The sequence below is a fragment of the Pontibacter sp. HJ8 genome, from assembly GCF_054824225.1.
In genome coordinates this window covers 1-26,151 of record NZ_JSYF01000042.1, presented here as the reverse complement: position 1 = coordinate 26,151, position 26,151 = coordinate 1, and the positions used below count along the sequence as shown (strand labels likewise).

General features: G+C 50.6%; 21 protein-coding genes. 20 read left to right on the top strand and 1 reads right to left on the bottom strand.

The window, feature by feature from the left end; genetic code table 11:
* The first annotated feature begins 686 nt into the window (after window positions 1–686).
* The 7 genes from OB13_RS02505 (at window position 687) to OB13_RS02475 (ending at window position 9,643) form a co-directional block, all read left to right on the top strand.
* Window positions 687–2,273 (top strand): PQQ-dependent sugar dehydrogenase, encoded by a 1,587-nt coding sequence (locus OB13_RS02505; protein ID WP_461488569.1) that lies wholly within the window; start codon window positions 687–689, stop codon window positions 2,271–2,273.
* Window positions 2,274–2,310: 37 nt separating this feature from the next.
* Entirely contained in the window at window positions 2,311–3,126 is an 816-nt protein-coding gene (locus tag OB13_RS02500) for an SDR family NAD(P)-dependent oxidoreductase (protein ID WP_461488568.1), read from the top strand.
* A 34-nt stretch (window positions 3,127–3,160) separates the two neighbouring features.
* Window positions 3,161–4,366 carry an alpha/beta fold hydrolase gene (locus tag OB13_RS02495; RefSeq protein WP_461488567.1) on the top strand — a complete coding sequence of 402 codons (1,206 nt, stop codon included), beginning with the start codon at window positions 3,161–3,163 and terminating at the stop codon, window positions 4,364–4,366.
* An 18-nt stretch (window positions 4,367–4,384) separates the two neighbouring features.
* A complete protein-coding gene (locus OB13_RS02490; protein WP_461488566.1) occupies window positions 4,385–5,485 on the top strand; it encodes a lactonase family protein in 1,101 nt (366 codons plus the stop codon).
* Between the two features lie 562 nt (window positions 5,486–6,047).
* Window positions 6,048–7,883, top strand: a complete 1,836-nt coding sequence (locus OB13_RS02485; protein WP_461488565.1) for a glycoside hydrolase family 15 protein — start codon at window positions 6,048–6,050, stop codon at window positions 7,881–7,883.
* Window positions 7,870–8,343 (top strand): hypothetical protein, encoded by a 474-nt coding sequence (locus OB13_RS02480; protein ID WP_461488564.1) that lies wholly within the window; start codon window positions 7,870–7,872, stop codon window positions 8,341–8,343. The genes OB13_RS02485 and OB13_RS02480 overlap by 14 nt, the downstream gene beginning before the upstream one ends.
* Window positions 8,344–9,160: 817 nt before the next feature.
* Window positions 9,161–9,643, top strand: a complete 483-nt coding sequence (locus OB13_RS02475) for a hypothetical protein (protein WP_461488563.1) — start codon at window positions 9,161–9,163, stop codon at window positions 9,641–9,643.
* A gap of 346 nt (window positions 9,644–9,989) precedes the next feature.
* On the opposite strand, the gene OB13_RS02470 is transcribed toward OB13_RS02475, so the two are convergent.
* Window positions 9,990–11,099 carry an acyltransferase family protein gene (locus OB13_RS02470; RefSeq protein ID WP_461488562.1) on the bottom strand — a complete coding sequence of 370 codons (1,110 nt, stop codon included), beginning with the start codon at window positions 11,097–11,099 and terminating at the stop codon, window positions 9,990–9,992.
* A gap of 619 nt (window positions 11,100–11,718) precedes the next feature.
* On the opposite strand from OB13_RS02470, the gene OB13_RS02465 reads away from it, so the two are divergent.
* The 13 genes from OB13_RS02465 (at window position 11,719) to OB13_RS02405 (ending at window position 25,741) form a co-directional block, all read left to right on the top strand.
* On the top strand, window positions 11,719–12,876 hold the full coding sequence (locus OB13_RS02465; protein ID WP_461488561.1) for a serine hydrolase domain-containing protein: 1,158 nt from the start codon (window positions 11,719–11,721) through the stop codon (window positions 12,874–12,876).
* A gap of 465 nt (window positions 12,877–13,341) precedes the next feature.
* On the top strand, window positions 13,342–14,190 hold the full coding sequence (locus tag OB13_RS02460) for a helix-turn-helix transcriptional regulator (protein WP_461488560.1): 849 nt from the start codon (window positions 13,342–13,344) through the stop codon (window positions 14,188–14,190).
* Between the two features lie 80 nt (window positions 14,191–14,270).
* Complete coding sequence (locus OB13_RS02455; RefSeq protein ID WP_461488559.1) at window positions 14,271–15,629, top strand: amidohydrolase family protein; 1,359 nt, start codon at window positions 14,271–14,273, stop codon at window positions 15,627–15,629.
* A complete protein-coding gene (locus tag OB13_RS02450) occupies window positions 15,626–16,300 on the top strand; it encodes an ankyrin repeat domain-containing protein (RefSeq protein WP_461488558.1) in 675 nt (224 codons plus the stop codon). The genes OB13_RS02455 and OB13_RS02450 overlap by 4 nt, the downstream gene beginning before the upstream one ends.
* Before the next feature lie 332 nt (window positions 16,301–16,632).
* Window positions 16,633–17,067: an HYC_CC_PP family protein gene (locus OB13_RS02445; protein WP_461488557.1), complete on the top strand. Its 435-nt coding sequence runs from the start codon at window positions 16,633–16,635 to the stop codon at window positions 17,065–17,067.
* Window positions 17,068–17,219: 152 nt separating this feature from the next.
* Window positions 17,220–18,509 carry an efflux RND transporter permease subunit gene (locus OB13_RS02440; RefSeq protein WP_461488556.1) on the top strand — a complete coding sequence of 430 codons (1,290 nt, stop codon included), beginning with the start codon at window positions 17,220–17,222 and terminating at the stop codon, window positions 18,507–18,509.
* A gap of 61 nt (window positions 18,510–18,570) precedes the next feature.
* A complete protein-coding gene (locus OB13_RS02435) occupies window positions 18,571–20,469 on the top strand; it encodes an efflux RND transporter permease subunit (protein ID WP_461488555.1) in 1,899 nt (632 codons plus the stop codon).
* A complete protein-coding gene (locus tag OB13_RS02430) occupies window positions 20,456–21,721 on the top strand; it encodes a TolC family protein (RefSeq protein ID WP_461488554.1) in 1,266 nt (421 codons plus the stop codon). The genes OB13_RS02435 and OB13_RS02430 overlap by 14 nt, the downstream gene beginning before the upstream one ends.
* Window positions 21,722–21,797: 76 nt before the next feature.
* On the top strand, window positions 21,798–23,102 hold the full coding sequence (locus tag OB13_RS02425) for an efflux RND transporter periplasmic adaptor subunit (protein WP_461488553.1): 1,305 nt from the start codon (window positions 21,798–21,800) through the stop codon (window positions 23,100–23,102).
* Window positions 23,103–23,187: 85 nt separating this feature from the next.
* Entirely contained in the window at window positions 23,188–24,387 is a 1,200-nt protein-coding gene (locus OB13_RS02420) for an efflux RND transporter periplasmic adaptor subunit (protein WP_461488552.1), read from the top strand.
* Between the two features lie 12 nt (window positions 24,388–24,399).
* Complete coding sequence (locus OB13_RS02415; RefSeq protein WP_461488551.1) at window positions 24,400–24,528, top strand: hypothetical protein; 129 nt, start codon at window positions 24,400–24,402, stop codon at window positions 24,526–24,528.
* 15 nt (window positions 24,529–24,543) lie between these two features.
* On the top strand, window positions 24,544–25,017 hold the full coding sequence (locus OB13_RS02410; RefSeq protein WP_461488550.1) for a hypothetical protein: 474 nt from the start codon (window positions 24,544–24,546) through the stop codon (window positions 25,015–25,017).
* Between the two features lie 97 nt (window positions 25,018–25,114).
* On the top strand, window positions 25,115–25,741 hold the full coding sequence (locus OB13_RS02405; RefSeq protein WP_461488549.1) for a DUF3347 domain-containing protein: 627 nt from the start codon (window positions 25,115–25,117) through the stop codon (window positions 25,739–25,741).
* Window positions 25,742–26,151 lie beyond the last annotated feature (410 nt).

Genomic DNA, 26,151 nt, shown 5'->3' with positions numbered 1-26,151 from the left:
TGCGCTTTAAATTCTTTGATCTGTAGACTCTGCGACTCCTGCATGTCATTTATGGCTGGATTGCCCTTAGAAAGACCAATCTGGCACTAGGCTAAGCAAACTTCTCCAAGCACGAAGGGGCCACACCGGGAGAACACCTTGAAACTATCAGGTACGCCGAATACCAGCTAAGGCGTAGACGCTTTCACAAGCTTGGTTATAGCTCCTTTTGATTTGGTCATATACTAGCTGAATCAGAAAGCAAATCAATTTATGCTAATAGACGTAAGGCATTACTATAAATAACTAGGGCACATGCAATTAACCACAAAATATGTAACCTTTTTGACACTTCTTCATCCAATACATATAACTAATGATTCTTACCTATGCGAGCACGAGTTATAACACCAATCAAACCAAAGCAGTCCAAGGCCATTGCCCTGTTAACAGATAATACATCCCCTCCCTGCTGAGAGTACCGGTTACACATGACCCTTTTTTCCTCCTATTCACGACAAGCTGCAAAAAAACAGCCGGTCTACCTACAATCCTGACTGCCTTACGGACCCTTAATCTTACCTAGTATCCCAGCATCCTTAAGACTCCGGGGTAGCTAGATATGTAGATCGTTCTTGACCTGGAGGTCTTACGCTCTCGCTTTGCAACACCCACCCTCAACCAAATGTTAACAATAAAGAAGCGTTATGAAACTTACTTATACTATATTTTCTTTCCTGCTGCTGGCTTCCTGTTCTGTACCGCAGCCCACTGTTCCGGTGGATGTACTCACAAAGGAAATGCCCAAGGTTCCTATACCTGATGCCGTAGCTGCTCAGGTACCGGAAGGTTACAAGGCCGAAGTATTTATGCAGGACCTTAACTGGCCTACCAGTGTAGACTTTGATGCGAGCGGTAATATGTTTGTAGCGGAAGCTGGTTATGTATATGGCGATCCCTTTGCACCGGCCCGGATCTTTAGGATCTCGGCAGATGGCACGCTCAGTCTCTATGCCAATGGATTTATAGGTCCTATCACCGATATACTGTGGCATCAGGACAGGCTGTATGTATCGCATAGGGGTAAAATATCTGCCGTTGGATCAAACGGAGCCATTCAGGACCTGGTAACAGGGCTGCCCAGCTATGGCGACCATTTCAATAACCAGATGACTGTGGGGCCAGATGGTAAGATCTACTTTGGCCAAGGCGTGGCTACCAACTCCGGTGTAGTGGGCCTCGACAATGCCTATCCTTATATCTGGCTCCTGCTATGGCCGGATATACATGATATACCAGCCAAAGATATCAAGCTTGCTCGCGAAAGCTTCCTGACACCACAGCCGAGCAATGTGCTGGCACGCCAGGGAAATTTACTGAGTCTGGGGAGCAATGTGACCTATGCCGTTACCAGTATATTCAACCGCAACAAAAATACATCGCTGCTGGTACGCACCCGTGGCTTTCAGCCTTTTGGAGAGCATAAGCGCACGGTCAAAGGGCAGACGAAAGCCAGCGGCACCATCCTGCGCATGAACGCGGATGGTTCTGGCCTGGAGGTATATGCCTGGGGGCTACGCAACCCCTTTGGCGTAATGTGGGGCCCCGACAAGCAACTTTATGTTACAGACAATGCCTACGATGAACGAGGCAGTCGACCGATCGCCAATGCCAAAGACAATATTTACCAGATCCGGCAGGACGGCTGGTACGGCTATCCGGACTATTCGAGCGGAATCCCGGTTACCGACCCGCAGTTCCGATCAGACCGAGGGCCAAAGCCAAAATTCCTCATGGCTGAGCACCCACCCGTAGAACAGCCCTGGCTTACCCGCCCTAAGAATGCCGCTTCTACCAAGTTTGATTTCAGTACCAACGATGCTTTCGGCTACAAAGGACAGATGTTCCTGGCAGAATTTGGGCCTGCTACACCCATTACCGGCGATCCTAACCCAGGCACAGGCTACGTCGTGGTTCGCATCGACCCGGCCACAAAAGAAGCACAGCCATTTCTAAGCAACAGCGCTCCCGGTCCGGAAGGATTGGAAACCGTAACTACGGCTGGTCCGAGGCACCCGGTAGAAGCCAGGTTTTCGCCTGACGGACAGACACTTTATGTGGTGGACATTGGGGTGATTCATGGAGATGTAGCTGGTGCAGGGCCGTTTCCACTGCCAGTACCAGGCACAGGTGTGATCTGGCGTATCACTAAGAACGGCGTTACAAGCGCCAGCCCCCTCCCCAACTTATCGCCCCTACCAGCTCGCTCGAACAGTCCTGCTCCAGGCAACTAATTACTATTGCTATGATGTATCACACAAATAGGAAGCCATGGATTTGAAAATAAGCGGACGTACAGCAGTTGTAACAGGAGCTGATTCCGGCATAGGGCTGGCAACCGCTAAAATGCTGGCAGCCGAAGGCGTCAATATCATCCTGAATGATAAGACTGATACTGAGCTGGAAAAAGCTGCAGAAGAAGTTCGCGCCCAGGCAACAGGCCGTGCAGCGGTGCTCGCTGTAACAGCAGACCTGACTAGGTTCGATGAAGTGCAGCGACTAGCGGCTCAGGCACAAGAGAAATTCGGCGGCGCTGACATCGTCGTGAACAGTGCCGGGATTCGGGGAGCTGCCGGCGATTTCCTGACACTCAGCGACGAAGACTGGTATCATACCATCGATACCGATCTAATGGGAGCCGTACGGGTTTGCCGGGCATTTATCCCGCAGCTGCAGGCAAAAGGCTGGGGCCGGATCGTACTGATCGCTTCTGAAAATGCCTTGCAACCCTACGAAGAAGAGAGCCCCTACAATGCCTGCAAAGCCGGTATCATCAACCTGACCAAGTGCATCTCCAAGGCTTATTCGCCTCAGGGAATCATGATCAATAGCGTGTCACCCGCATATGTGGCTACCCCCATGACCGACGCTATGATGAAGGAACTGGCCGAAAAGCGAAACTTCTCTGAAGACGAAGCCATCTCCTGGTTTTTGAAGAACAAGCGCGAAAACATTGTGGTCGACCGGCGGGGCAAAGCCAGTGAAGTAGCAGCTGTTATTGCGTTTCTGTGTTCCGAACACGCCAGCTATATTACCGGCAGCAATTACCGTGTAGATGGCGGCTCGGTGGCAACTGCCTTCGGCTAAGCAGGCCAAATTTATACTTTACAAACGATAGCTTATGGCGGAAGCAAACACAGTGAAGAAATGGGGAAGCAAGGGTGACGCGTTCGTGTTCCTGCATTACTTCGGCGGATCAGCCCTGAGCTGGCAATGGGTGGCGGAAAATCTCTCCGAAGATTACCGCTGCATTGTCTTAAACCTTCCGGGATTTGGGGATATCCCTGCACTTAAGTCTCCATCTATACAGGCCTTTGCAGATTTTGTTCGGGAAGAGCTCGGTAAGCTGAAAGTCGAAAACTATACATTGATCGGCCACTCCATGGGCTGTAAGATTGCCTTACAGGTAGCAGCCGATGCGACAAAAGGAGCAGTCCGCCAGCTGATTCTGGTAGCCCCTTCCCCGCCCACGATCGAGCCCATGCCTGAAAAAGAAAAAGAACGCATGCTCCGCCACCCCGACCGGAAAGAAGCAGAAACAAGTATAGCGAATGCCACCAGACACCGACTGACCAAAGCGCAACACGACCTGGCTTTGGAAACGCAAATGACCACTGACCCTCGCACCTGGCGCTGGTGGCTGTTAGAGGGCATGGCCCACTCCATTGCCGATAACCTGAAGCAACTCCGCGTGCCCATCACTATACTTGCTTCTGAAGACGATCCGGTTATACCTCCTGAGGTGGTTCAGAAAGAAGTGCTGCCGGTATTAAAAGAGGCCACTCTGATCACAACCCGGCAGGTAGGTCACCTCATCCCGCTAGAAGTACCGGACTGGGTGGCAGCGCAGATCCGACGTATAGTAGCTTCCGGAAAACAGGACACGAAACCAGCACTCTCCTACTGGCATGTCTGGACAGATGATAAAGGCATAAGCCGGCAGACGCACTGCGAGCTGACAGACTTCATAAATGAAAGTATAGGCGGGGGCGCCGATCCGCAATGGAACAACCACCTGCTTGCTTCCGGTGCGAAGATCCTGTTCACGCAGCTGCCTGTGGGTTGGGTAGGTACCTGGCATGAAAATCCAAAACCGCAATGGATCGTGACTTTGTCCGGTCGGTGGTTTGTCGAAACAATGGACGGGCAGCGGGTGGAAATGGGACCAAGGGAAGTTTCGTTTGGCGGCGACCAGAACACAAAACCCGATGCTAAAGATCATAAGGGCCATTTATCCGGAACTATAGGCGAGCAGCCGGCCAAGCTGATGTTGATACAGCTGACAGACGCTAAATGGGTAGGTGCAAAACCCGGCGACTTCGCTTAAAACACATAGAAGCAACACATGAAATCACCGGCAACATTCTGGGTTTATGTCGGGACCTATGCGGATGCTGGCGAGGAGAGCATCTTACTTTACGAGCTGAACACCGGAACAGGTGAGCTGACCCTCGTAAAGGGCTTTATCGGCGGCAAAAAGCCTTCTTACATGACCTTCGACAAAGACCGCCAATTTCTGTATGCTATAAACGAGCAGGAAAATTACCTCGGTAGGAAAAGCGGAGCTGTAAGCTCCTTTGCAGTGGATCAACAGACTGGCTATCTGCACCTGTTAAACAGGGTTCCATCTCAGGGGAGTCTGCCTGTGTACATAACCCTGGGACAGGAAGAAAAGACCGTTCTGGTAGCCAACTTTTCTTCCGGGAATATAGCCGTTTTGCCTGTGCTGGCAGACGGGCGCTTAGCAGAAACAACTGACCTGCTACAGCATAAAGGTGAAGGCCCAGATAAAGAACGACAGCAAACTCCACATGTGCACTGCATCATGCTCAGCCCTGACAAGCGCTTTGTATTTGCGGTGGATTTAGGCACAGATAAAGTCATGCGCTACCATCCGGATACCCAGCAGGGGAAATTAGTGCCAACCAATCCGGCCGTTGCGTTCGTTGCCTCAGCAGGCACAGGCCCAAGACACATGCGTTTTCACCCGAATGGGCGCTTTTCCTACCTGATACATGAGTTAAAATCAATCATTTCGGTACTCTCCTATGACAAACAGCAAGGTACTTTCACTGAGACACAAACGATAGCCACCATTCCTGAAAGCTATAGGGCTGAAAATAAGTGCAGCGGCATTAAAGTATCACCGGATGGCAAGTTCCTATACGGCTCTAATCGAGGGCATAACAGTATAGTGGCGTATGCGATAAATGAGAGCAGCGGTCTATTGACGCTGGTAGAGCATGTGCCGTCGGGTGGCGACTGGCCCCGGGAGTTTGCCCTGGCACCTACGGGGGAATTCTTACTCGTCGCCAATCAGAAGTCTGATACCATCATTTCTTTTAAAATAGATAAACCGACAGGCAGATTATCACCGACAGGATACCAGGCGCAAGTGGAAAAACCCGTTTTTCTGGAGGTGGTGCCGATATCCGGGCAAAGTTAATCCAACTGATCCATTAGTATTCGGCAACTTCATTGGAAGAGCGGCTCTCGGTAAAACAGCCCCGGCCAGCGAAAGGCTATTTCAAAAAGCTTCATTTTTCTGGCAGTCAGAAAGGCTAGCTGCCAGTTCCAGCTCAAGAGTGCGTTTGCAGGTAGGCGGCTGTATAAGGATGTTCGGAGGCGACGCCTTCTTTCATGATGTGCATCACGCACCAGCCACTGGCTTTCAGATGATCGGAGATGTATAACTGTGCTTATGTCCTGTTGTCGGGCGGTAGCAGGTATAGCGCAAGGTCGTGCACGGCAGCGAGCAGCAGGTTGACATAAGTGTTCTTAAACTTGCCTCTTTTGTAAATTAAGTTGTGTCTGTTAGATGAATGTTAGATGGATGCGCTGTAAAATCGTTATGAAAGAATGTATCATTTAGAGCGCCAACACATCTAATCAACAGAATCATACTTGCAAAACTATGAGGCAACCAACAGAACTTGAAAATGCGGCGCTATCCAGCTTGGAAAGGCACCTGCTGCACATACTGTCAACTAAGCAGGTCTAGACTAGTCATGGCAACCCCATTGTCTGATTACGGCTTAATCGGGAATGCACGGGCGGCTGCCCTTGTCAGTGTAACCGGTGCCATAGAGTGGTGCTGCCTGCCTCAATTTGATTCGCCCAGTATTTTTGCCGCCATTCTGGATCAGGATCACGGTGGCTTTTTCTTTATTCGCCCTGCCGGATTCTATACCTCCAGCCAGCGATATCTTCCCGATACCAATGTGCTGGAAACACTATTTGAAACATCAGAAGGAAAGGCACGGCTGCTAGATGCCTTTACGGCACAGACCGAAGAGGATAAAAGCCAATCCCTCTTCCCGGACCACGAGCTGCTGCGCGTGGTGGAAGTCATTTCCGGAACTGTGAAATTCAAGATGGAATATGCCCCCCGAACGTTCTATGGCAAAAACACGCCTCGCCTGAAGGACCGGAACAGACTAGGCATCCACTTCGCCTGGAAAGAGAACATTTATACCTTACTGAGCACTTTACCTCCCGAAGACCTCAGGGTGCATGAGAGTGCTGCCACTTCCGAGTTTAGCTTGAAGGCAGGCTGTCAAATTATCTTCTCGCTTAGTTATTCCAGCCAAAGTCCTGCCGTATTGCCCGAGCTGCATAAAACTGGCTTCAGCAGGATGAAGCAGACGATACGTTTTTGGCAAAACTGGAGCAGCAGGTGCAATTACACAGGGCTTTATCATGAGGAAGTAAAACGAAGCGTGCTCGCCCTGAAACTGCTGTCCCACGCTCCGTCTGGTGCCATCATCGCCGCCCCTACCACATCTTTACCAGAACAAGTGGAGGGCGAGCGCAACTGGGATTACCGCTACTGCTGGCTCCGCGATGCCTCCTTTACAGTAAGAGTGCTGATTAAGTTGGGCTATACCGAGGAGGCCCATGCCTATATGAACTGGATACTGCACGCCACCCGTCTCACCAGGCCGGAGATGCAAGTGGTTTACTCGGTATTCGGCCACTCCTCCCTTAAAGAGCAGACCCTGGACTGGCTCAGCGGTTACCAAAACTCACTACCAGTGCGAATCGGAAACGGGGCTGACACGCAGTTCCAGATCGATGTGTATGGGGAAGTGCTGGACGCTATATACGCATATGCACCGCTCGTAAAATCCTTCGACTACGACAGCCGGAAATTCCTGCTGGGCCTTGGTCAAATCATCTGCCGTCTCTGGAACAAACCCGACAATGGAATCTGGGAAGTACGGTCTGGCCTGGTACACCACACCCACTCCAAGGTAATGGCGTGGGTAGGTCTGGACCGTCTGGTAAAACTGGCACAAAGGTATAACTGGCACAAAGCGCCGGTACAAGAGTTTAGCCAGACGGCGGCCCGGATAAAGGAGGCGGTGGAGCAATTTGGTTACAACCCGGAGCTGGAAACTTATACAAGAGAATTCGGCGGAAAAGAAGTAGATGCCAGCCTGCTGACGCTGCCGCTGGTAGGCTTCTGTGAAGCTACTGCCCCAAGAATGCGCGCTACTACCTCCACCATCTGCCAGCAACTCCTGAAGAACAACCTGCTCTACCGCTACCGGGACGTGGCAGATGGCTTACAGGGCGGAGAAGGCTCCTTTGGCATCTGTAGCTTCTGGCTGGTGGAAGTCCTGGCCAAGGCTGGTGAACTGGAAAAAGCAAAGGAGCTGTTTGATACGATGCTCCACCATGCCAGTCCAACCGGACTACTGTCTGAAGAAATCGATCCGGATACCGGTGAGCTGCTCGGGAATTACCCTCAGGGTTTTACGCACATCGGGTTGATCAATGCGGCGATTTCTATCAATGAGGTATACCAGCAGCAAAACATACAGTCTTATGAACATAAGTAATCTTCTTCTGTGGGGCTTTGCCGCTACGCTCATTCTTACAATGCTGATGGCAGCGTCACGTCCGCTGGGCCTGACACGCATGGACCTGCCCTTTCTGTTGGGCACACTGTTTACTTCGAATCGTAACAAGGCCCCTTTGTTTGGCTTTGCCGCGCACCTGGTAATGGGCTGGCTTTTTGCCCTTCTCTATGGCACCGCCTTCGAGCAGAGCGGCTTGAGCACCTGGTGGTTTGGTATGGCAATCGGGTTCGTGCATGGTGGCTTTATCCTGAGCGTTGGGCTGCCGTTATTCACCTCTTTGCACCCCAGGATAGCGAATCCCTACCAGGGGCCTACCCCTACCCGGCAACTGGAGCCACCTGGCTTCCTGGCCCTGAACTATGGCCGCGGCACCCCGCTGGTTTCAATACTGGCGCATCTGGTATATGGCGGCGTGCTGGGTATGTTCTATACAGTATAACTAATTAACTAGTAGTATAAAATGAGCTGTATGCTATTAATAGGAGCTTTCGCTCAGACCGCACTAAGGGTACACGTATAGCTTGCGTAAGGAGGAAGAACAAGTACTTTTGCTTTCCGATCTTAGTTCCTATACCTTATCACCTATACTTCTCAATAAACTAATTTTCCTTTTGATTTGCGAGTCGGCAAAAGGAGACTCTTTAGCTAGACTGGGCAGCAGTTGCCATACTTGCTCAGCTGCTTATAAAAAGGTCGTTTGCTGAGACGGTGGTGAGTGGGAAGTGGTTTGGTGCTGGTTTGGGGAGTGTTTGCTGCTTCGGGGCGGCACTTGAGAAGAACTTAGCTTTTTGTAGGCTCAACTATATGCCAGCCGGGGTATAACGCTAGTCTACACGAACGTAATCGGGTAAACCACACCTAGCATAGCCGGCAGCCGCTTAACCGGCTATCCTTGCAAGAGCGGTACTAAATGATCTAATACAACCGACTTAAAACAGCCTCTTCCTATCAGCCAAATACCCGTTTGCCTTCCAACAGTAACCACATCAAAGACTGAGTTGAGAGATGGTCTTTGTGCCTTTTAATTCAGCTGTAAAATTGGGAAGAAAATGAACAAATAGCTTTTATGGCCTAGAGCAGCACCAACTCAACTTGCTGGTCAACCTCATGCAACCTAACACATGATTCTTTCTTCAAGCAAACCTTTGAGAACACAAAGTTTTGCTCCCTCATGCTAAAGGTCTTTTTACTAAATTAATTCTTGTTGTATTGAAAACATTCTATATACTTACAGAATAATCTCATCCTTCTAGTATATGCTCCTCTACCGAAGCCAAAATATTGATTTGATCTATGATGTTGCCTATGCAACTTTGCTTGTAGAGTGGCCCAGCAAGCAAGAGCCTTCCTTGCTGGAGGTAAGGCAAGGTTTACAAGTACTTGTGAATTATGCGAGGAATTATAGCGTCAACAACCTGTTGCTTGATTCCAGCGACTTTATTTTCAACCTGGAGCAGGTCAACTACCAGATCATTTTATCCCAGTTTCTACGTGCTTTACAGTCTACTTATATTAAACGAGTAGCCCGCATCAAAACTTCAGACCCGGAAAGGGAGCAGTTGATCCTAAAACTTTCAGAAACCTTGGAGCCAGAAATAACCCTGCAGAACTTCAAAGACAAGGCAGGGGCATTTGAATGGTTGAACACCGAAAACCACGCTGCAACAGAGGCTAGCTATCTACTAGCTGCAGCTGTGAATGAAGTTGTATCTCCGGTGTTGTGGTCCCGGAACCTCTAGGCACCATCGACCTGCGAGAGGGATCACACCCACCAGGGAACACTTATGTACCCCAACACCGGTGAAAAACCTACTAAGCCATACCTGTACAAGCTACAGGTCCTGGTAGGAGAAGAAAAGGTTGTCAGCTTCAGACTGTCGGAAATAGCCGCCAATGTGTTTGTATGGCCATACTGGGCAGTGGCGGCGCACAACTGTTTAAGTGCTTTGAGCGTGTGCAAGAAGCGTTATGGTCAAACAACTCTTTACTTAAAGCTATACCTTGTAACGGCTATCCGGTTCAGTTTATACAACTCCACTGATTATTTTGGAGTGCACGGCTAAGGTATAGCCAGGGTTCCTGATACTACCGTTGTCGCCATTTGCTGCTCAGGTACCTCCTAACAGGAATATCATACACCACCATCACAACATAGGCTACGCCAACCAATAAAACTGTTCCTATGGATACGATAAGGTACAGCTCGTTTGCTTCGGGCTTGTGGCTTGTGAAATAGTTGCCAAACATCCAGATAACGGCGTAGTGGGTCATGTACAGGGGATAAGAAATATTCCCGGAGAACACACAGAGTTTTTTCAACCCCGGCGATAAGCTGGAGCCGGCTCCCAAGGCAACCAATAATGGGAAATAGAACAGGACAACCATAGTCTCTGCCACCCAATTCCATTTAAAATAGGGCATAACGAAGGCCAGCGACAGTAAGATAGCCAGACCGATGAACCCGAGATTGTTTTTGATAATCCAGTTAGAACGGTAGATCAACAGCCCGGCTGAGAAGGAATAGAAGATACGAGCACCGCCATCCCAGAAGTTCTCTCCTGACCAGCCCCCCAGCAGGTTACCGGCGCGATAACTAACAAAGCAAAGAGTAACCGCTGCCAGTATGGTCAGCACAGTCAAATAGCGGCGGGAGAGCCTGTAGAGGATAAGGGCATACACAATATTGGCGACGTATTCCCAGAACAAGGACCACGAAGGGGCATTGAGACCGAACAGGTTAAAAGCACGCTCTTCCATCACCGGATAGGGAATGAGAAAGGCGGAGCAGAGAAACACCAGGATCAGTTTGCCCGTGCCATACGCTCCTGTATAGGCGGCGAACGGATCAAAGAGAAAAGCCAGCAAGCCCAATACTGCGCCTAAAATAACCAGGGGGTGCAGCCGTATCAGCCTTGCTTTAAAGAAGTCCATAAGCCCCATCTTCCCGATGCGGTCATCATACGCGTACCCGATGACAAACCCGGACAAGCAGAAAAAGAAATCCACGGCTAAGAAGCCATGTCCGATGAAAATCTTGCCGGAGTCCGGCGGGTGAACCCACTCCATAAAATGGAAAATCACTACAGCCAAAGCCGCTACCCCCCTTAACCCATCGAGGATCACAATGTGCTGTTTGGTGTTTAGAGTGCCCGGGATGACTTCAAGATAGTCCGCGTTTACTTTAAGCTTATTCATTGATTCTGGTAAGAGTGAACTGCAAGCAGCAACGCCCGTAAGGGCTCTTTGCCATAGCATCTGATGGATAAAGCCGTAATATATTAAGTTTATCGCATTTACACGCAGACTAATCCGGAGAATGTTGTTTCCGCTATACCTTAATACCTAAGCTGTTATTCTTGCTTAACTTTAAGCAGCCTTACCGGCTATCTCCTACATCCGTCATTACAACAAACACGCTATATTACTACTAACAAGAACTTTACCTGTCAGCTACCATCTCAAAACAACTGCCCACAGCCATTCAATCCTTGTGGATAAAGTTTGCTATTTCGATCCCTGGTCCACTCGATAACATCTTAGTTAATGTTGAGAGTTTTGTGCTGCACTGTCTCTTTTAAAATAGGTTGACACAAATTTGAGCAAGACGAAGGGAGAAGAATTAAAAGAACCTATCCTTACCGGGTACTTCTGCGGCGGGCTGAGTTACAGTATCTGATAATGGAATGCACCGGAGGCAGAGGAAATAAGGAATGTGTTTTTCTCGAGTGCCGGCAACGGCAGGAAAAAAGACAATGACCACCAGAAGCATAGTTCGGTCTAGATTGTTAACTTACGCGTCCCTTAAAACACTCCCATGACACCAATGTTTAAAGCACTCTGGCAGAAAGCCACCCTTACAGCGGTTGCTGTTACAACCGTAACCTTTGCCAGCTATGGACAAGCACCCAAAATAGAGGCAGACATACAGAACATCATGCAAGCGTATGACGTGGTAGGCCTGTCGGTTGCCGTAGTGAAGAAGGATAATATTATCTACGCCAACTCCTTCGGATTAAAGGATGCCGAGAGCCAGACGCCGCTTACCAACAACGACCTCTTCAGGATTGCTTCCATCTCCAAGTCCTTTACGGCTACCTCCCTCCAGCAACTTGCTGAGGCCGGTAAGCTTTCTTTGAATGATGATGTCAGTAACCTGGTAGGCTTTAAGGTGCGGAATCCCAACTACCCGGAGAAAGTCATTACGCTACGCATGTTGCTCTCCCATACCTCCAGCATAAACGACAGCCAGGGCTACTTCACACTCGATACCATCGACCCTGCCAAAAATCCGGATTGGGCGATGTGCTATAACAACTACGAGCCGGGTACACGCTACGAATACTGCAACCTCAATTTCAACATGGGCGGAACCATCCTGGAAAAGTTATCCGGTGAGCGTTTCGACCAGTACGTGAAGCACCACATCCTCGACCCCTTGGGGCTATACGGAGGCTACAATGTGGATTCTCTGGATGCCAGCCGCTTCGTTACACTTTATGCCTATAACCCTGACTCCAGCAGTTTCTCCCCGTCACTCTCGGCCTATGCCCCGCGCCGGCAGGAAATAAGAAGCTACGTAATGGGGTATAGCACGCCCATTTTCTCGCCCACCGGCGGCATGAAAATCTCGGCTACCGACCTGGCAAAGTATATGGCCATGCACCTGAACAAGGGCACGTATAAAGGCACCAGGATTATATCGAAGAAGAGCGCAAAGCAAATGCAAAAAAAGGTTGCCGATAATGGCTACGGCCTGGCGCTAACGACTACAGACAAGCTTATACCCGGCGTCAAACTGACAGGCCACACCGGTAGTGCCTACGGGCTCTACAGCGCCATGTTCTTCCAGCCAAAAGAGAAGTACGGGTTTGTAGTGATCACCAACGGATGCAGCGCCCCTGAAAGCGATGAGTACAACAAGGCACTGGCAGCCGCCATCAACAGCCTCTACCAAAACTTAATTAAAGAATAAGATTTAAGTATAGACTTTATAAGGATCAGGTTTTAGCTTATACCTATCTTGATCAGGTATAGCGACTAAATCCCTGTAGCGATAGTTCAATGGTTTTATCCTTCGGTCTACCTGAAAGCCTCTTAGATCGTACTGAGAGGCTTCTTTTTTCCCTTGGTGCCTAATCACTGCTCTTCTTCTTAATTCTATGCTATGAGGCAAAACCAATAAGTATACATCCTACTGAAATAGGTCGGTTGTTCGTTGTTCAAGTTCTTCAGGAAAGGCAACTTCTTTTATCCAATGACAATGGTACCAGCAGGTTCCTATTCATACCAAAACTTGCTCGTATACCTGGTAGATACATATGTCCTGAAGTCCTCCCAGAAGTTTTCAGGTAGGTGACCGGCCATACGCCGCAGATCTATAAGATCAAGTTCTCTTGAATTGATTAAAGCTGAGGCCGTTATTATATACTTAATCCCCATGCGCGATAAAGATCATTTTCCCATACTTGGCATACAGGAGTTTCAGCCGGACCTGCAGGCGGAAGCGAACCTGCAGTACCACGAGTTACATGGGGAAAACCATATTGAAAAGCCCCACAAACATGACTTCTTTATTTTGCTTTTGATTGAGAAAGGAAGCGGCACCCATACGATCGACTTTCAGGATTACCAGGTGTCGGATTACCAGCTGCACTTGCTGCTCCCGGGTCAGGTGCACCGCTGGTTGCTGGACAAAACCACCCTGGCCTACCAACTGATGATCAGCCGGCCTTTATTTGAGACCTTCTCTGCCTCTCTGGAGTTTTCCTTTATACTTTACCAAAAGTACCCTGTACTCAGCCTCTCCCCGCAGACCTTTCGGCAGCTGCAGTATGAATTTCAACATATCCGCGATGAGCTAAGAATAAAGCCCATTCACTGGAGCATCATCCACCTGAGATGCCAGCTGGTTGCCCGTCTCATCGGCCGCGAAGCCGAAAGCAGGTATGAGGAACTGACAGTGTACCGTGCGGCGCCTGCCTTGCTGAAATACCACAACCTGGTGGATGAATACTTTAAAGAGCACAAGACAGTGGCCTTTTATGCCGACCAGCTGCATATATCGGCAAATTACCTGAATATACTTTGCAGAAAACACCTGCAGGTTTCTGCTATGTACCTCATCCAGAATCGCATCACCCTGGAAGCCAAGCGACTCCTGCAGGCTTCTGAAATGTCGGTGAAGGAAATTGCTTTTGAACTTGGCTTTAGCGATCTGGCTTATTTCTCTAACTTCTTTAAGGGACAAACAGGCTTTTCACCGCGTTCCTTCCGACATCAGTTATAAAATTCACAAGTTTTGGCAGGAATCCTGCATCTGTCTGCAGCATGAAAACGACTACCTTTGTAATTATAAAAGGTAGAAACATGGCTCCTCAACTTATCACACGCAAAGACTTTATCCTCAATTCCTCGATGTTGCTTGCCGGCAGCAGCCTGATGTCGTGCAGCAGTATACTTGCCGCAGATCAGTCACAGAGTCCTGAGCAGACCCAAGAAACCACAACCGGCAAGGCCTTAACCCTCAAAAACGTAAGGCTCGAAAGCGGATTTGAGTACGAAGAAGGAGAAGTGATCGGCACTAAGACCGAACTCTTCACCATAGAGATAAACGAAGGAAAGATCAAAGCTATCCTGCCCAACAACCCCGGCGCCAAGGGCACGGATGCCAGGGGACACTTGCTGCTCCCTGCCTTTAAGGACATGCACATCCACCTCGACAAAACCTTTTATGGAGGCCCGTGGCAGGCCCGCCGCAAAAAGAACCGGACTGTGCAGGATATGGTCGCTTATGAGCAGCAGGTCCTCCCGGAGATGCTTAAAACCTCTACGGAGCGGGCCGGCAAACTCATCGAGTTGTTGCAGTCGAAGGGTTCCAATTTTGCCAGGAGCCACGTCAACATAGAGCCTACTTCCAAGCTCGATTCCCTGAAAAATCTGCAGAAAGCCCTGGAAAACAAAAAGGATAGCTTTGCTGCAGAACTGGTCGCCTTTCCGCAACATGGCATCTTCCGTTCCAATTCGCAGGCGCTGATGAAAGAAGCCGCCACGATGGGCATCGACTATATCGGTGGCCTGGATCCGCATACCATCGACGGTAACCTGGAGAAAAGTATGGATTTTATGGTGCAACTGGCGCTGGACTACAACAAAGGAATCGACATACACCTGCACGAGGGTGGCGAGCCCGGGCTCAGGACCGTGGAGTACCTGATCGACCGGGTCAATGAAAACCCTGCTCTGAAAGGAAAAACCTTCATCAGCCACAGCTTTGTACTTGCCAGGCTAGAGAAGCCAAAACTGGAAGAAGTAGCTGAAAAACTGGCCGCTGCTAAAATCGGTATTATCTCCACCATTCCCTTTGGAAGCATGATCATGCCCATTCCGATGCTTTACAGGTATGGCGTCGACGTGCGCACCGGCAACGATTCCATCATCGACCACTGGAATACCTTTGGTTCGGGCAGCGTGTTGCAGAAGGCCAACCTGATGGCGCAGCTATATGGCTACTCCACCGAGTTCGAACTCTCCCGCTGTCTGCGATTGGCTACGCATAACGTACTGCCGCTGGACGATGAGGGCAAACGGCAATGGCCGCTGGTGGGCGACACAGCCGACCTCGTGCTGGTGGATGCCAGTTGTTCTGCGGAAGCCGTTTCCCGGATCTCGCCTGTTACATCCCTCATCCACCAGGGAAAAGTTGTTTTCCAAAAGACTGTCGTATGAATACGTTCCTCCTGATGCTGTCCTTTTTACTTTTTACCTCTTGTCAGACAGATACTACCATGCACATCCAAACAGCAGACAATACCATCCTTAAAGCCGTTGTAACCAAAAACCTGAATGTGGTAGCAAAGGCCCTGAAAAATGGTGCCGATGTCAATGCGATTGACCACCAGAAAAGGTCTCTGCTGCTCCTGGCCACACAGAACAACGACCTGAAAATGGCGCAGCTCCTGGTGGCAAAGGGCGCTGACGTAAACCAACAGGATATTATCAAAGACAGTCCCTTCCTTTACGCCGGCGCCGCAGGGCAGACCCAATTCGTGAAGCTATACCTGGAGCACGGTGCCCGCTTTGACGTGTTTAACCGCTACAACGGCAGCGCCCTGATCCCGGCCTGCGAACGCGGCCACCTGGAAGTAGTGAAACTGTTGGCCAATACCGAAGGATTCCCGATTGACCATGTCAACCGCCTGGGCTGGACAGCTTTGATGGAGGCTGTTGTGTTGGGAAACGGCAGCAGGACTTATGTAGAAGTGGTACAAATGCTGGTAGATGCCGGCTGCAACATCCATATTCCGGACAATGACGGCGTGACGGCACTGCAGCATGCCAAAGAAATGGGCTTTACCGAGATTGCCAAGGTGCTGGAAAAAGCCACCTTGGGAAAGTAAGACAGCGTATCATAATCTGCCCGCGACCTGGCCCCGCATTTTCTTATTTATCTGATCGCCCGATCACCTTTTCTTGGAAAACGCCTCTCCGACCAAGCGCAACCTGGTGCTTGATTTCAGGGCTCCTTATCAATATTTAAAATACAGGGATGAGCAAACCGTTTATTATCCGGAAGCTCACCTTCGGATTTTACCAGAATTATAATCCAATCAGTGAGTGCGGCAAAATAATCATGCCCAGATGTTTCGCTAAGAATATGTAAACTATTTTACTATTTATGCAACAAACTTCGTTACACTTGTGATACCTTTGCATAAGTTTAAGTCACTCTATGAAGCTGATTCGCCAACTGATCCTACTTGTCCTGACCTTTGTGGTGCTAGTCTCCTCGACCGGTATCTCAGTGGGCATGCACTTGTGTGGGGGTGAGTTAGCGGATCTTTCCTTTTTCGGAGCCAAGGCAGATTGCCCGATGGAACAGCAGCAACAAAAGCTCCCGGCCTGCCATAACGAGCCTGCCTCAGACGATGCTGCTTCCGACTGCTGCGATGATCACACGCTCATCCTGGAGCAAGCTGATGCCGCCTCAGATTCCAACGCACAACTGCTTTCCAAAGCCTTAGACCTAAAGTTTGTAGCTGCTTTTAAAGTGGTTATACTTCAGTTGTTTGCTCCTGAGGCAGAACGAGCTTCTACTTACGCGCTTTATACCTCTCCCCCGATTACCCGCGACATCCCGGTGCTGTTGCAATCCTTCCTAATTTGATCTTACAGTTTGATGATGCCATAATTTGACTGGCGAAGCTGTGTCTTTCATACAGATACGAGCTGATCAGTTCATACCTATACCCTGGCGTCGTGCTATACCTGCTGCTTTTCTGTAGCTCTTATTTCCTGTTAAGGTTAATCTAGATTTTCATGATTGCGAAATTAATTTCTCTATCGCTCCGTAACCGGTATATCGTCCTGCTCATCTCTGCGGCGCTATTTGGATGGGGCCTGTATTCAGTGCAGACAAACAAGGTGGATGCCATCCCGGATTTGTCTGAAAACCAGGTGATCGTTTTTACCGAATGGATGGGCCGCAGCCCGCAGATCATCGAAGACCAGATCACTTACCCGCTCGTGACCAATCTGCAGGGCTTGCCCGAAGTGAAGTATGTGCGTGGCAGCTCCATGTTTGGCATGAGTTTTATCTATGTCATTTTTGAAGACGAGACGGATGTGTACTGGGCCAGGACCCGCGTGCTGGAACGCCTCAACTCCGTCGGCAACATGCTGCCCGAAGGCGTCACCCCTACGCTTGGTCCAGACGGAACGGGTGTAGGCCACATCCTCTGGTATACCCTGGACGCTTCGGGCATGGACCTGGGCGAGCAGCGCGCGCTGCAGGACTGGTACGTGAAATTCGCGCTCCAGAATGTGAAAGGCGTGAGCGAAGTCGCTTCCTTCGGTGGTTTCCAGAAACAATACCAGATCACGCTCGATCCCAACAAACTCACCTATTATAAGCTCTCCGTCCCGCAGGTGATCCAGTCCATTCGGTCGAATAACAACGAGGCAGGCGGCCGCAAATTTGAGCTTTCCGACATCGGCTACATCATCAAAACCACCGGTTATCTGCAGTCGGCGGAAGAAATCCAGAACATCGCCGTCACCACCACGAATTCGATTCCTGTGCGGGTGCGTGATGTAGCTTCGGTGCAGATGACGGGCGAAAGCCGCCTGGGTATTTTCGACCTGAACGGCGAGGGCGAAGCTGTGGGTGGTATTGTGGTGATGCGCTACGGCGAGAATGCCGAAGAGGTAATCAAAAATGTCAAAGCCAAGATGGAGGAGGTTACGAAGGGTTTGCCGGAAGGTGTGAAGTTCAACATCGTCTACGACCGCAGCGGCCTGATCAACGAATCGGTAGACTCCATAAAGAAGACATTGATCGAAGAAATGCTGGTCGCCTCCGTTATCGTGTTCCTGTTCCTGTTTCACTGGCGCAGCGCCCTGGTCATCCTGATTCAGTTGCCGCTCTCGGTGGCCATTGGCTTTATACTTCTCAATGCTTTCGGTATCTCCTCCAACATCATGTCGCTGACCGGTATTGCCCTTTCTATCAGTGTGATAGTGGATGATGCGATTGTGATGGTAGAGAATGCCTACCGGCATCTGGCAGACGCTCAGAAAGGCAAAGAATGGATGGAGGAAGAAGAGTAAGTGTGAGTGGTTGCCAAATCAAAACGCACTCACACAGTCACTCATTCAAAATTGAATCAACATGAAATTATCAAAAGAAGATAGAATCCGGATCATCGAGAAGGCGGCCAAGCAGGTGGGGCCAAGCGTGTTCTGGAGTACCGTGATCGTGATCACCTCCTTTCTGCCGGTATTCCTGCTCACCGGCCAGGAAGGCAAGCTGTTCGGCCCGCTGGCCTGGACCAAAACCTTTATCCTTATCGTGGACGCCATCGTGGCCATCACGCTTACGCCTGTGCTCATCTCCTTTTTCCTGAAAGGGAAGTTTAAGGATGAAAACGCCAACCCGATCAACAGGGCGCTGGAACGGGTGTATGGACCGTTGCTGAAGTGGTGCCTGAAGTGGCGTAAGACAACTATAGGCGTGAATATCCTGGCGCTGCTGGTTGCTATACCTATGCTCTTCAGCCTGGGCACTGAGTTTATGCCACCGCTCGATGAGGGCTCTATCCTGTTCATGCCGGTCACGCTGCCGGATATTTCCAATGCCGAAGCCAAACGCATCCTGCAGGTACAGGACAAGATCATCAAGTCGGTGCCCGAAGTGGAAAGTGTGTTGGGCAAAGCAGGCCGCGCCAGCACCGCCACCGACAATTCCCCGATCAGTATGATCGAAACGATCATTATGCTGAAACCGCAGTCGGAATGGCGCGAAGTCATCACCAAACAGGATATCATCCGCGAACTCGACACCAAGCTACAGATACCAGGTGTGGTGAACGGGTGGACCATGCCCATCATTAACCGCATCAACATGCTGGCTACCGGCATCCGTACTGATGTGGGGGTGAAAGTGTATGGCCAGAACCTGGACTCCATTGCATCGGTTTCTGAGCGAGTCCGAGGTGCTTTGCGCGATGTACAGGGTGTAAACGACCTGTACGTAGAGCCGGTCACGGGCGGCAAGTACCTGGAGATCGACATCAACCGCGAGGCGCTCAGCCGCTATGGCCTGACTGTGGATGATGTAAACATGATCGTGGAGTCGGCTTTGGGCGGTACTTCCATTGGCAATACCATCGAAGGGCGCCAGCGCTTTGCCATCAACGTACGCCTGGCGCAGGAATACCGCAACAGCGTCGAGCGCATTCAGCGCATCCCGATCCAGACGGCTTCGGCCGGCACCGTTCCCCTTTCGTCGGTAGCCAACGTACGTTTTGCTGAAGGACCTCCGATGATCACGTCAGAAAATGCGCAGCTGCGAGGTGCCGTGCTCTTTAATGTGCGTGACCGCGACCTGGGCAGCACCGTGCAGGAGGCGATGGAAAAGATCGGCAACGAAGTGACGGGCCTGCCGAACGGCTATTACCTGGAATGGAGCGGCCAGTGGGAAAACCAGGTGCGCGCCACACAGACGCTCCAACTCATCATTCCGCTGGTGGTCCTCATCATCTTCTTTATCTTATACTTCTCCTTCAACTCTTTAAAAGAAGCTTTCTTCAGCCTGATCACGATCCCGTTTGCCCTGATCGGGGGTGTGTTCATCGTCTACTTTTATGGGGTGAATTTGTCGGTAGCGGTAGCGGTGGGCTTTATTGCGCTGTTCGGTATGGCCATCGAAACTGGTATGCTGATGGTGGTATACCTCAACGAGGCAATGAAAGAACTGGTGGACACCAAAGGAAACACCAACGAAACCATTACCAAACAAGACATCCGCGACTATGTGTTCAAAGGCGCTGTGAAACGACTACGACCCAAGATCATGACGGTATCCGTATCGCTATTCGGCCTGATCCCGGTGCTCTGGGCAACAGGTGTAGGTACGGACGTGATGCTACCCATTGTGCTTCCGCTGATCGGGGGCGTCTTTACCTCTTCGATCCACATTCTGCTGGTAACCCCGGTGGTGTTTGAGATGATGAAAGAGTACGAATTGAAGAAACACGGCAAACTGGATATCTACAATGTTAAGCATTAAGAAAATAAATTCGTTGTTTGTGATGGTACTGCTGGCTGCAGTTCCGGCGCTGGCCCAGCAAACCCACACGATGAACCTGGACAGTGTATTGCAGCGGATCAGCAACAACAACCCGATGCTGCAGCAGTACGACTACCGCACCAAAGCCATGGACGCTTACGCCGAAGGGGCTAAAAGCTGGATGGCACCGATGGTGGGCGGGGGCATATTTATGGCTCCATATCCCGGCGCACGGGTCATGGAAGATGGTGATAAAGGCTCCTGGATGTTCTCGGCAGAACAGAGTATACCAAACCCGGTGAAGCTGCGCGCCAAGGAGAAATACATGAAATCAAAAGCAGGCGTTGAGCAGGCGGCGAAAAATGTGACCTTCAACGAGCTGCGTGCGCAAGCCAAAGCGGCCTATTACAACTGGGTAGTGCTGGAAAAACAGTTGGATGTGCTGCAGGATAACGAACGGATCATGGAGTTCATGCTCAAGCTGGCCCGTATCCGCTACCCCTACAGCCAGGGCAAACTGGGCAGTATTTACAAAGCGGAAGCCAGGCTACACGAGGTAAAGAACATGCAGGAAATGACGGCCACGCAGATCTCACAGCAGAACGTGCAGCTCAATATCCTGATGAATCTGCCCAAAGATCAGAAGTACAAGATTGACACCACCGTAATGGTGATGAATCCTGGCCATCAACATACTGTTGTAGATACCAGCTATCTGACCAATGCCCGCAGTGATGTGCGCCAGCTCGACAGAACGATAGAATCCATGAAGCTGAACGTGGAAATGGAAAAGCTGGAGCGCAAGCCGGATTTCAGCGTACGCTTCGAGCATATGTACCCGCGAGGTGCCATGATGCCCCAGCAGTATACGGCCATGGGTATGATCTCGATCCCGATCGCGCCCTGGTCATCGAAGATGTACAAGGCAAATACCAAAGCCATGAACCTGGAGATACAAGCGATGCAGCGTGAGCGCGAAGCCATGCTGACCGAAGCACAAGGTATGGCGGAAAGTATGGCTCTTGAAATAAACGCCCTGCACCACCATGTCGAGAACTATAAGGCGAAGATCATCCCGGCGCTGAAAAAAAACTACGACGTGACCATGCTGGCTTACGAGCAGAACAACGCGCAATTACCCGAAGTGATCGATGCCTGGGAAGCCCTGAACATGGCGCAGATGGAGCACCTGAACAACCTGCTACAGCTCTACCAGGCGGTCGTGGCTTATGAAAAAGAAATAGAAAGATAAATTAGCGTGTGAGCGAATGAGTGAATTCAAAACCACTTATTCACACATTCGCTCATCCACTCATTCAAAATTAGACATGAGACCATACCTGAACATACTCTTCCTGGCGCTGGCTATATTGCTAGCCGCCTGCTCCGGGGAAGACCACCAGCATGCAGCAGGCGCAACGGAGTATACCTGCCCCATGCACCCGCAGATTGTGCAGAACGAACCCGGCACCTGCCCTATTTGTGCCATGGACCTGGTGCCAAAGACGGTGCATGGCGAAGGCGTTGAAATTACCGAGGACCTGGCTTTTCTGTTGAAGCCAACCAATAGCGCAGTCGTTTCCAATATTGCGACGACAAAACCGGCGCAAAAATCGGTTGAGGCCACCGTGCAGATGGACGGTATTATTACCTATGATCCGCGTAGGGTATACTCTGTGCCGGCACGGGTAAGCGGACGTATTGAGAAGTTGTTTGTGAAGTATAATTTCCAGCCGATCCGCAAAGGCCAGAAACTGATGGAAGTTTACAGCCCTGACCTGATCACGGCGCAACGCGAATTGCTATACCTGGTAAAAACGTCTCCCGAAGATCAGCAGCTGATCGCTTCCTCCAGGCAAAAACTGCAGTACCTGGGTGCCAGCAACGAGCAGATCAACCGCCTCCTGCGCACCGGCCAGGAGAGCTATACCTTCGCCCTCTATAGCCCGTACGACGGCTACGTGATTGATCTGAATACGGCTGCTCCGGCTGCCACAACAGGTATAGCCGCAGCCAGCTCCGGTGGAGGTATGGATGCGATGGGCGCTGGCGGCTCTGCAACCCCAACTGCACCTTCTGCAGCTTCCTCCTCTTCGGCCGGACAGGCGATCCAGTTGCGCGAAGGCATGTATGTGAGCGTCGGACAGCCGCTGGTGCAGGTGGTGAATGCCGGGCAATTGTGGGCCGAGTTCAATGTGCCAGCCGGGGAGATGCGAGCTCTGTCAAAAGGAACTCCGGTAAAGATCTCCTTCCCGCAACTCCCGGGTGAGCATCTGGATGGCAAGGTAGATTTCTTTCAGCCGTTCTTCGACGAGGGAGAAAACTTTGCCAAAGTACGGGTATATCTGCCGGGCGATGCAAAACAGGCCATGGTGGGCCAACTGGTTACCGCAAAAGCCAGTGTCGCGACGGATCCCGCCCTTTGGGTACCCCAGGCGGCAGTGCTGGATATAGGTACTAAAACGGTGGCCTTCCTGAAAGTGAACAGTGTATTCGAACCGATAGCAGTGACCACAGGCGCTCGCGCGGGTAAGGAGATAAAGATCACATCCGGCCTGAAACCTACGGACACCCTCGCTACCAACGCCCAGTTCCTGGTCGACAGCGAAAGCTTTATAAAGGTTAATAAATAAAATTGTGAATGAGCGAATGCGTGATTGAGTGAATCTAAAAACCACTTATTCGCTCATTCACTCAACCACTCATTCAAAATTAGAGATGAGACGATACCTGAACATACTCTTCCTGCTACTGGCTATACTTACGGCGGCCTGCTCCGGAGAAGAAAAGAACCATGCTGAAGGCCAATCAGCAACCTATACCTGCCCCATGCATCCGCAGATCGTGCAGAACGAGCCCGGTACCTGCCCTATCTGCTTTATGGACCTGGTGCCGGTATCACAAACGGGTAAGGAAAATGGGGAACTGATGCTGAGCGAGAGCCAGATTGCCCTGGGTAACATCAAAACCAAGCGCGTCAAGTTCGGTTCAGTAGGGGGCAATGCTATTCTTACCGGCAAACTGGTGCTCGACGAAACGCAGACCGATGTGGTGAGTAGCCGTGCGGCCGGCCGCATCGAGAAGCTATACCTGAAAGAAAGTGGCCAGACCATTCGAAAGGGCCAGCCCTTGTACGAGCTGTACTCGGAAGAGCTTCTGACGCTACAACGCGAATACCTGCTGGCGCTTCGGCAAAATCAGGAGCTGGGGAAAGAAGTACCCCGCTTCGCTTCCTTCCTGGATGCTGCCAAAAAGAAGCTCCTGCTTTACGGACTGACAGAGGCGCAGATCAAGCGTATGGCCAGTTCCGGGCAGGTGAGCCCGCGTATCACGTTTGTAGCCCCCGTTGGCGGTGTAGTAACCGAAGTCGCTGCAGCCGAAGGCCAGTATGTGGCAGAGGGAGGAGTGCTATACCGCCTGGGCAAGCTCGACAAAATCTGGGTAGAAGCCGAACTGTACCCGCAGGAACTAGCCCGGGTAAACGAAGGCGATGCGTTGAAAGTCGCTGTCGAGGGCTTCAATCAAACGCCTGTAACCGCAACCGTGACCTTCATCAGTCCGGAGTTCAGAGCAGGTAGCCAGGTGGCCTTACTTCGCGCCGAACTGCCCAATCCCAAGCAGCAATACCTGCCGGGTATGCAGGCAAGCGTAATTCTGCGCAACCCGGGCGGCACTTCCCTTACGCTGCCAACTGATGCGGTGGTCCGGGACAGCAAAGGCAGCCATGTGTGGGTGCAGTCGGGCAAGGATACCTTTAAAGCCCAAATGGTAGAACTGGGCGGTGAGAGCGCCGACAGCGTGGCCATACTTTCTGGTTTAAAAGAAAACGACAAGGTAGTGGTGAGCGGAGCCTACCTTTTGTACAGCGAGTTTGTTTTGAAGAAAGGGGCTGACCCGATGGCAGGGCATCAGCATTAAACTATACCTGGCATGAAAGAATGTTGCAGAACCGGCGATGAACAAGCGCCTGAAAAAAAGAACAGCTGGCCAAAGCGGCTGCTATACCTGGTTATCCTGCTGGCCCTCGGGCTGGTATTGTTTGAACAGTTTACAACTTAATTTATTTTTTATTGTATGAAAAAGAACCTGATTTATACCTTAACATTGTCGGCCGTCTTACTGGCATCGTGCACGTCAGAAAAGACCGCCGAGACACAGGCTACTGCAGCTGCTCAAACTACTGCGGAGGCACCCGCCAGTCACGCAAACCACATGGGGGCTGCCAATGCCCAAACACAGACTCCGCCTTCAGCTGCAGACCTGATGACCAAAGATGGCTTGCCCAAAGACCTTGTTTGTATGGTAAACAACGCTTATATGGGCAAAAAGCAGTTCCCGGTAGCCTTTGAAGATAAAATGTACTATGGCTGCTGCGAAATGTGCGTAAAGACCATCCAGAACCAGCGCGAAGTACGCGTTGCCGTCGATCCTGTGACGGGCGAAGAAGTGGACAAGTCGCTGGCCTTTATTGCCCTGAAACCGGGCGGTGCCAACGGCGATGTCCTCTACTTTGCCTCTGAAGAAAACTATACGAAATACATGCAGTAGCACATCCTGCCGTAGCTATAAGATGCATGGCTACGGCTTTTCCAAAGTGTATTTTCACCCTTATCCACTATATAATTTTTATTAAAAGAAACCTGAAATGAAAAGAACCTTTTTAGCCGCTGCCCTTGCAGCATTTGTGTTTGCGTCCTGTTCAGACAACCAAAAAGATGCTACCGCCGAAACCGAAGACCACGCTCATCACGAAGGCATGGTCCATGGCGACAACTTGCCTGCCGAAGGCACCGTGGTAGTGGAGGTCCCTGATTATTCTTCCGTGCAAGGTCCGGTAAAAGCTCAGATAGCCGGTGTTCTGGAGAGCTACCTGAAATTAAAAGATAAACTGGTGGCTTCTGATGCACAGCAAGTTCAGGACGAGGCCAAAACACTACTGGCCTTAGCTGAAAAAGTCGATGCGGCAGGACTGGAAGGCGAGCAAAAAGCCTTTGCAGAAGAGAGATTGGGAGAAGTGAAACAAAGCGCTTCTAAATTGGCAGCGTCAGCGGATCTGGCGGCGCAACGTGGTCAGTTAGAGTTACTTTCAGAAGCAACTTTTGCCCTGGCCAAAGCCTTTGGCGCTTCCACTGCTACTTTATTCTACCAGCACTGCCCAATGGCCAACAACAACCAGGGCGCGTATTGGCTGAGTTCTGAGCAGGAAATCCGCAACCCCTACTATGGCGAGAGCATGCTGAAGTGCGGTAGCGTTGAGGAAGTATTCAACTAAACTCACATCCCATAATCCCTCGTGGTAGCAACATCAAATTAACAGGGAGCTGGATTGGAACTAGGCAAAGAATTGGAAAGCTTAACAGCATACTAAAATCCAGTGCCCCCTTGGTTCTACCCAGGAGGTATAGCTTCATAAAAAGCCACTTGCGAGTTTAATCGTTAAGTGGCTTTTTTATGTACTACTTGTTGCCTGCAGTGGCAGGAGTTGAAAGGGGTGAGATGAATTTCACTTTGACGGTCTGTAAAATGAAGTGCTTACCCAATTGGGACCTTATCAAAGCCTGGCGTTACATGCCTTTGAATTTAGGTTCAAAGGAACGGCCTGTTCTCTCCCCTCCTTGCTTATCATGTAGCAGGTGAATTTCACCGGGAGGGGCAAGAAAAGCTATTGTCTTAGCTTTTGAT